7 protein-coding genes are annotated in these 6538 nt (G+C 72.9%); 1 reads left to right on the forward strand and 6 read right to left on the reverse strand.

What is annotated here, in order from left to right; genetic code table 11:
* Positions 1–530 precede the first annotated feature (530 nt).
* The 5 genes from EHS43_RS33665 to EHS43_RS33685 form a co-directional block, all read right to left on the reverse strand.
* Complete coding sequence (locus EHS43_RS33665; protein WP_125194441.1) at positions 531–890, reverse strand: helix-turn-helix transcriptional regulator; 360 nt, start codon at positions 888–890, stop codon at positions 531–533.
* 150 nt (positions 891–1040) lie between these two features.
* Positions 1041–1415 carry a hypothetical protein gene (locus tag EHS43_RS33670; protein WP_125194442.1) on the reverse strand — a complete coding sequence of 125 codons (375 nt, stop codon included), beginning with the start codon at positions 1413–1415 and terminating at the stop codon, positions 1041–1043.
* A 255-nt stretch (positions 1416–1670) separates the two neighbouring features.
* A complete protein-coding gene (locus EHS43_RS33675; RefSeq protein ID WP_125194443.1) occupies positions 1671–3425 on the reverse strand; it encodes a SpoIIE family protein phosphatase in 1755 nt (584 codons plus the stop codon).
* A gap of 91 nt (positions 3426–3516) precedes the next feature.
* Positions 3517–3804 carry a hypothetical protein gene (locus EHS43_RS33680; RefSeq protein ID WP_125194444.1) on the reverse strand — a complete coding sequence of 96 codons (288 nt, stop codon included), beginning with the start codon at positions 3802–3804 and terminating at the stop codon, positions 3517–3519.
* On the reverse strand, positions 3801–4622 hold the full coding sequence (locus EHS43_RS33685) for a phytanoyl-CoA dioxygenase family protein (protein ID WP_185806531.1): 822 nt from the start codon (positions 4620–4622) through the stop codon (positions 3801–3803). The genes EHS43_RS33680 and EHS43_RS33685 overlap by 4 nt, the downstream gene beginning before the upstream one ends.
* A 70-nt stretch (positions 4623–4692) precedes the next feature.
* Between EHS43_RS33685 and EHS43_RS33690 the strand changes: the two genes are divergently transcribed.
* The gene (locus tag EHS43_RS33690; protein ID WP_125194445.1) at positions 4693–5469 is read left to right on the forward strand and encodes an AraC family transcriptional regulator; all 777 of its coding nucleotides are present in this window, start codon (positions 4693–4695) and stop codon (positions 5467–5469) included.
* Between the two features lie 98 nt (positions 5470–5567).
* On the opposite strand, the gene EHS43_RS33695 is transcribed toward EHS43_RS33690, so the two are convergent.
* Positions 5568–6467 (reverse strand): amidohydrolase family protein, encoded by a 900-nt coding sequence (locus tag EHS43_RS33695; protein ID WP_125194446.1) that lies wholly within the window; start codon positions 6465–6467, stop codon positions 5568–5570.
* Between the last annotated feature and the right edge of the window lie 71 nt (positions 6468–6538).

Consider the following 6538-nt stretch of genomic DNA (forward strand, 5'->3'; position numbering starts at 1 on the left):
TCCGCGCACCCCCTGCCCACCGCCGTACTGACCCTGCTGGGAGACGTGGCCGCGGCAGAGGGCGACGAGTCGGAGGCCGCCTACTGGTACGCCCTGTCCGAAGCACACCCCAACCGCCAGACCTGACGGCACCCGCACCCGCCGGGAGCCCGCCAACCCCGCCTCTCTGAGCGCGGTTTGTGCGTGCCTCCTCGCAACGGGACGTGCTCCTACCGGAGCGCAACCCCCCGCGGCGGTAGCCGGCTGCGGCCCTGCCCGCCGGCTGAGGGCAGCACGCACCCGTCAAGCAACGGGACTTGCTCCCGTCGGAGCAGAGCCCCCTGCGGCGGAGGCAGCTGCGCATACGCCCCTGGCCCGCAGGCTGACGGCGACACGCACCCTGAGAAGGCGCGCCAACCCCCATTCGCCGATGACAGGTTGCACGCACCTTCTGCGACGGAACACGCTCCGATCGAAGCGCAGCCCTACCCGCGGCGGAGGTCCCGGTCGCACCCGTCAGCCCTCCCTCGCCGGCGCCGCCCCCACGGCACTCACTCCTGCCTCACCGGAGCCACCGAAGCCGTGTCCGCCTGCTGGAGTTGTGTCAGGAGCTGGTTCTGGCCCGCCAGTAGTTCCGTGAGGATGCGGCGGGCCGCGCGCAGGAGTTCGGCGACGTCGCCGCCGGCGAGGGCGTAACTCACCGTCGACCCCTCGCGGATGGACACGACGATGCCGGAGCGCCGCAGCACGGCCAGCTGTTGGGAGAGGCTGGAGGGCTCGATGTCGATGTCGGCGAGCAGGTCGCGCACCGGCACGGGCCCGTGCTGGAGCAGCTCCAGGACACGGATGCGCACGGGGTGGCCGAGCATGCGGAAGAAGTCCGCCTTGGCCTGGTAGAGGGGGACGTGCACGGGCGCTCGCTCCCTGCCGGCGGTAAGGGGTCGTCAGTGCCGATCCTGCTGGTCGGGGACGCCGGGCGCCACGAATTGGACTCATGTGGATGTGGCGACTTGAAGAAGTCTTCACATCGTGGGCGCACGGCGTCCCGTCCGGAAGCGGGGCTAGACCTCCAACTGCTCCTCCACACGCTTGAGTTGGTGCCGGGCCATCGCCAGGTTCGAGCGGGTCTTGTCGAGGACCAGGTAGAGGAACAGCCCGTTGCCGTTGCGGCCGGTGACCAGGCGGATGAGGTGGTACTGGTGCTCCAGCGTGATCAGGATGTCCTCGATGTTGCTCTTGAGCCCCAGTTGCTCCATGGTGCGGACCTTGGCCCGGATGACGTCGGTGTTGCCGGCCGCCGCGACCGTCGTGTCCAGGTCCTTGCCGCCGCCCAGGGTGCCCAGCGCCATTCCGCTGGTGTAGTCGACCACCGCGGCTGCCAGCGCCCCTTCCGTCCCGGCCATCATCTCCTTGAGCGACACTTCCACACTCGCCACGGTGCCTCCTAGAGTTCCTGTGGATCGCGGCGGGCCCTCGGTCGGGTCCGTCCGCCGGATTGCTGGAACGTATGCGCGCGGCGCGGGCCGGACCCCGGGGTCTTCGGGACTGCCTTCCGTTGATCGAACGCCATACCGACGAGACCGTCCGCCGGGCCACAACTGGCCGCAGTGAGGCGGAAGATGACGCGGCGACCGGACCCGTCGCCTCCGGATGCGGCGCCTCGGGCTGTCCCGGGGGCGCCGGAGTCGTGCTCAGCGGGTGCGGGCCGCCAGCAGGGTCACGTCGTCCTCCGACTTCGCCGGGGCCAGCCGGTCGACGACGGTGGTGAGGATGTCCGGGAGGGCGTGGCCGAAGGCGATGGGGACGTCGGCGAGGGCGGCCAGGCCGGTGTCGATGTCCTCGCCGCGCCGCTCCACGAGTCCGTCGGTGTAGGCCAGCAGCAGGGTGCCCGGCGGCAGCGGGCAGCGCCGGCTCCCGTAGCCGCCGGAGCCCGTGCCCAGCGGAGGGCCGACGGGGAGGTCGGCGAGTGCGGGAGCGGCGCCCGGCCGCACCAGCAGCGGCGGGACATGGCCGGCCGTGGCGAGGACCGCGTCCTCGGCGGCGGGGTCCAGAAGGGCCAGCACACAGGTGGCGACGCGGTCCAGGTCGAGCGCGTGGGCCGTGCGGTCCGCCTCGGTCAGCAGCCGCTCGGGAGCGAGCCCCTGAAGGGCCAGCGCGCGCAGCAGCGAGCGGTACTCGCTCATCGCGGCGGCGGCCCGCACCCCGTGCCCCATGACGTCCCCGACCACGAGCAGCGTGCGTCCGGAGGGCAGCGCCACGGCGTCGAACCAGTCGCCGCCCACCTCCGCGCCCCGCCCGGCGGGCAGATAACGGCTGGCGATCTCCACGCCCGGACCCGGTACGTGCGGGGTGGTCAGGAAGGCGCGCTGCATCTCCAGCGCGGTCTCGTGCTCATGGGTGTAGCGCAGAGCGTGCCCGATGCCGGTCGCGGCCCGAGCGGTGAGCAGTTCCAGAAGCTCCACGTCGTCCGGCGCGAACTCGGGGGTGTCCCCCCTGCGGCCGAGCATGACCGCCCCGACGGGCTCGCCGTCGGTCATGAGGGGCAGGTAGGCCACCGAGTGCAGCTCCAGGGCGCGGTAGCGCTCCAGTCGCTGTCGCGTCGGGGATAGCTGACGCAAGGTCGCGTCGTCGGGCCGGTTGAGCACCATGGGCCGGTGCCCGGTCAGCACCTGGGACATCGACGAGCCCGCCTGGTGGAAGACCACCTCGCCGCTCCTGGTGACAGGGGTGAACGCGTCGGGCGTGCCGGGAGCGGCGGCCACCGCCATGCGTCGCAGCCGCACCGGGACGGGGGTGGCCGGGGCCCGGCGTGTGCCCTCGGGATCGAGCACGTCCACGGCGGCGTAGTCGGCGAAACGCGGCACCAGCAGGTCGGTCAGTGCCTGGCAGGCCTCGGCCGCGTCGAGCGTGCCGCCGACCCGGGCGGTGGTCTCCTCCAGCAGTTCCAGACGCTCCTGGGCCCGCCGGAGCGACTCGTGCTGCCGGATGCCCTCGGTCACCTCCATGACGACGGCGGCGACCCCGAGGATCCCGCCGTCCTCCGCCTCCAGCCGGTGGAAGGCACCGAGCCACCAGCGCGGCACGTCCCCCGCGTGGTCGGGCGCCCGGCCGTCGAACACGACCGTCTGCGGCCGTCCGGTGCGCAGCACCTCGCGGGCCACCTCCGCGGAGGGCCCGGAGCCGGGGATCACCTCCGGCATGGGACGGCCGAGGTGTTCCTCGACGGGCAGCCCGTTGACCTCGGCCAGCGTCTCGTTGAGGTACAGGTAGCGCAGCTCCGCGTCCAGGACGGCGACGGCCGCGGGTGTCCCGTCCAGGAACCGGGCCGTCCACAGCTCGTCGAGCGCCTCACCGGACCCCGCCGCCCGGGCCGCCTCCGACAGCTCCCGCAGCGTCCCCGAGGACAGGAAGCGGGCGGAGCGCGCGGACGGACGGGGCTGGGTCATCTGGTGTGGTTCCTCGAAGATCCGGAGTCCGATTCGTCATACTTATGGAGTATTGGACCATATTTGGCGCATCGGGGCTATGAACTGTGTCTCATCCGCCGCTCACCAGCTTCTCGAAGAAGAACTCGTGCTTGAGGAACGACGTCTCGTGTTCCGTCCCCGGATACGGCGGCACGAGCAGGGCGGCCTGGAACAGCCGCCAGCCGTCCTCCAGGGCGGCGACGCCCGTCTCGTACGGCGGCTCGTCGCTGTCCCCGGTGGTGGGGCGGGTGGCGCCCGTGCCGTCGTACCGGGCCCAGCCGACGACCCGCGAGTCGAGCGCGGAGGTGTCCAGGTACAGGACGAGAACCTGCTGGCGCACGGTGGTGGACTTGGTCACGCCTGGCTCCTCGGTGCGGCGGGGCGGTTGGCGATACGGGTCGCCCAGTACTCGACGTCGAACGCGGGATCACCGGACAGGGCGCGCCACAGCCTGATCCGGTTCAGGATCTCCAGCCGGCCGGTGGCCTGCTCGTACCAGGGGAAGCCGCGCTGGAGCTCCTCCCGTACGGCGGGCGCGTCCAGGTCCGCGGTGTCCCACAGCCGCACCTGCGGCACGGTCGGGTTGAAGCGGATCTTGTACATGTGCCGGACGGTGTCGCTGTCGTTGCGCCGGCCGCCGTGCCAGATCCCGTGGTGCAGCAGGACGACCGTCCCGGCGGGGCAGGTCAGCCGGGTCTGGCCGCGCAGGTTCTGGTAGCGCCCGGTGTCGGACTCGTTGGTGCGGCGCAGATGGCTGCCGGGCACGATGAGCGTGCCGCCCATCTCGGCGGTGACCTCCTGCGGGTAGTACATGAGCTGGACGTCGAAGGCGTCGGTCCGCAGATCGATGACGGCGTCGCCGTGCAGCGGCTGCGCGCTGCCCTCGCGCGGGTCACGGGTGTGCACGAAGTGGTGGTCGACGGTCGGTTCCGGGCCCACCAGACTCTCCAGCGCCCCCGCGACGGCGGGCAGTTCGACGAGCCGGCGGGCGAAGGAGCCCTCGGGGAACGCCTTCGGCACGGGTGTGCCGTACGGCACGGAGGGCAGCCCGGCGGCGAAGACCCCGAACGCCTTCTCGTTCATCTCCCGGGGCACGATGCCGTCCAGGCGCAGGAAGCCGTGGGCCACGAACCGCGCCACCTGGACGGAGTTCAGCAGCTGTCGTGTGGTTGACATACGGCAACCGTAGGAACCCCCGCCCTTGCCGTCGTGGGCTGTAATCGACGACCACTGGTAATTTCCCACCATGACCCGTCACGTCGACCTGGCCCTCGACCTACCGCCCCACGTGGAGAACGCGGGCGTCGGCGTCCACGGCTCCGCGGGCCCGCACGACGTGTTCCGCCTCCCGCGCCTGTGGCAGCTCCATCTCTACGGCTACTCGGGCGTCCTGGAGCTCGGTGGCTCCCGGCACCCGATCCGTCCCGGACACGTGAGCCTGGTCCCGCCCGGCACCGAGGTGCACTTCCACTACGACGCCACGCGCTGCGAGCACCTGTACGCCCACTTCCGGCTGCCCGGCCAGGGCGAGCGGCGCCGGGTCCCGGTGATGCAGGACGCGGGCGCGGACGCGGCGGTGCTGACCGGGCTGCTGCGGCAGACGGTCGCGGCGAGCGCGCAGTCCCCGGCCCGGGCCTCCGCCGAACTGTGGACGGTGCTGTGGCGCACCACCGGCCTGGCCGGCACCGGCGAGGACCGGGCCCGGCACCCCGCGCTGCGGACCGCGATCGCCCACATCGAGGAGCACCTGGCCGGCCCCCTGACCGTCCCGGGCATCGCCCGCGTCGCCGGGGTCTCGCACACCCATCTGACCCGGCTGTTCCGCGAGGACACCGGCCACACCGTCGTGGCCTACATCCGGCGCCGCCGCATGGAACGCGCCCGGCACCTGCTGATCGCCTCGACGCTGGCCATCCCGGCGATCGCGGCGACCGTGGGCATCCCCGACCTCCAGGCCTTCAACAAGACCTGCCGCAAGGAGCTGGGGGCCTCTCCGCGGGCCGTGCGGGAGCGGCACGGGTAGCGCAAGGCTCACCCCGGCACCGGGACGGTGCGACCGGCGCTCGCGTCGGTACATGAAAAGCGTTGCCAGTGATTGACCCGCTCCTGGCCCGACCCCGGTCACTGCCTCCCGGTGAGCAACCGCCGGGGATTGGCGATACGGAACGCGTAGGCCGCCGCTCCGCCGAGGCCGTGACCGGGGTGCTGCGGCGGCTCCGCGTACGGGCGGTCCGAGCCCTGGACCACGGCGTCCACGCCCAGGGCCCGCACCACGGACTCGACCGCGCGCGGCCCGTACGACGACGTCTCGACGAAGACGAGCGGATCCGGGCCGGCCCCGCCGCCACCGCGCGCGGCGAACCGCTCCCCGTGCAGCGGGGCGAGTCCGGCCAGCAGCGCGAAGCACACCCGCAGCCGTGGGTGGCGGGGCCGGCCGTGGGCGCGGAAGGCGAACCAGGCGGCGTGCATCTGCTGGACGTAGGGGACCATCGCGGGCCACCAGCCGGGCCCCGAGGAGCCACCGGACGCGGGCCCGGGATGGACGAACAGCGGCAGGTCGCGCTCCTCCAGCAGGTCGAGCAGCGGCGCGCACCGGGCATAACCGGCCGCGTCCGCGAGGGCGTCGGCGGGCAGTTGCAGGCCGACGAAGCCCGCGTCGAGGCAGTCGGCCGTCGCCCGTGCGTCGATGTCCCGCACACCCGCGGCGGCCCACGCCCCGAACGGCCGGGGCAGCGCGGCCGCGCCCTCGTGATAGGCGTCGAGAAGCGGCCGTGCCTCGGCCGCGGGCAGCCACTCCACGCCGATCGGCGCCGAGAGGGAGACGAGCGCGAGGCCGAGGCCGTCGGTGGCGGCGAGTTCCGCGCGGAGGGTCGCGTCGTGATCGGCGGGCGGGAGGTCGTAGGGCGGCTCACCGTCCAGGTGGAGCGTCCAGCCGTCCAGCCGCGGCGGCTCGCTGCGCGCCCTCAGGGCCGTCACCAGCGACGGGCTCCACAGATGCTGGTGCACGTCGACATTGGTCATGGCGCTCCTCCCATCCGGGCACGCGATGTCCCCGGGACTCCGCCTGCCCCCATGATCTCGTGGCCCACCAC

Source organism: Streptomyces sp. RP5T, from assembly GCF_003933965.1.
Classification (GTDB): Bacteria; Actinomycetota; Actinomycetes; order Streptomycetales; family Streptomycetaceae; genus Streptomyces.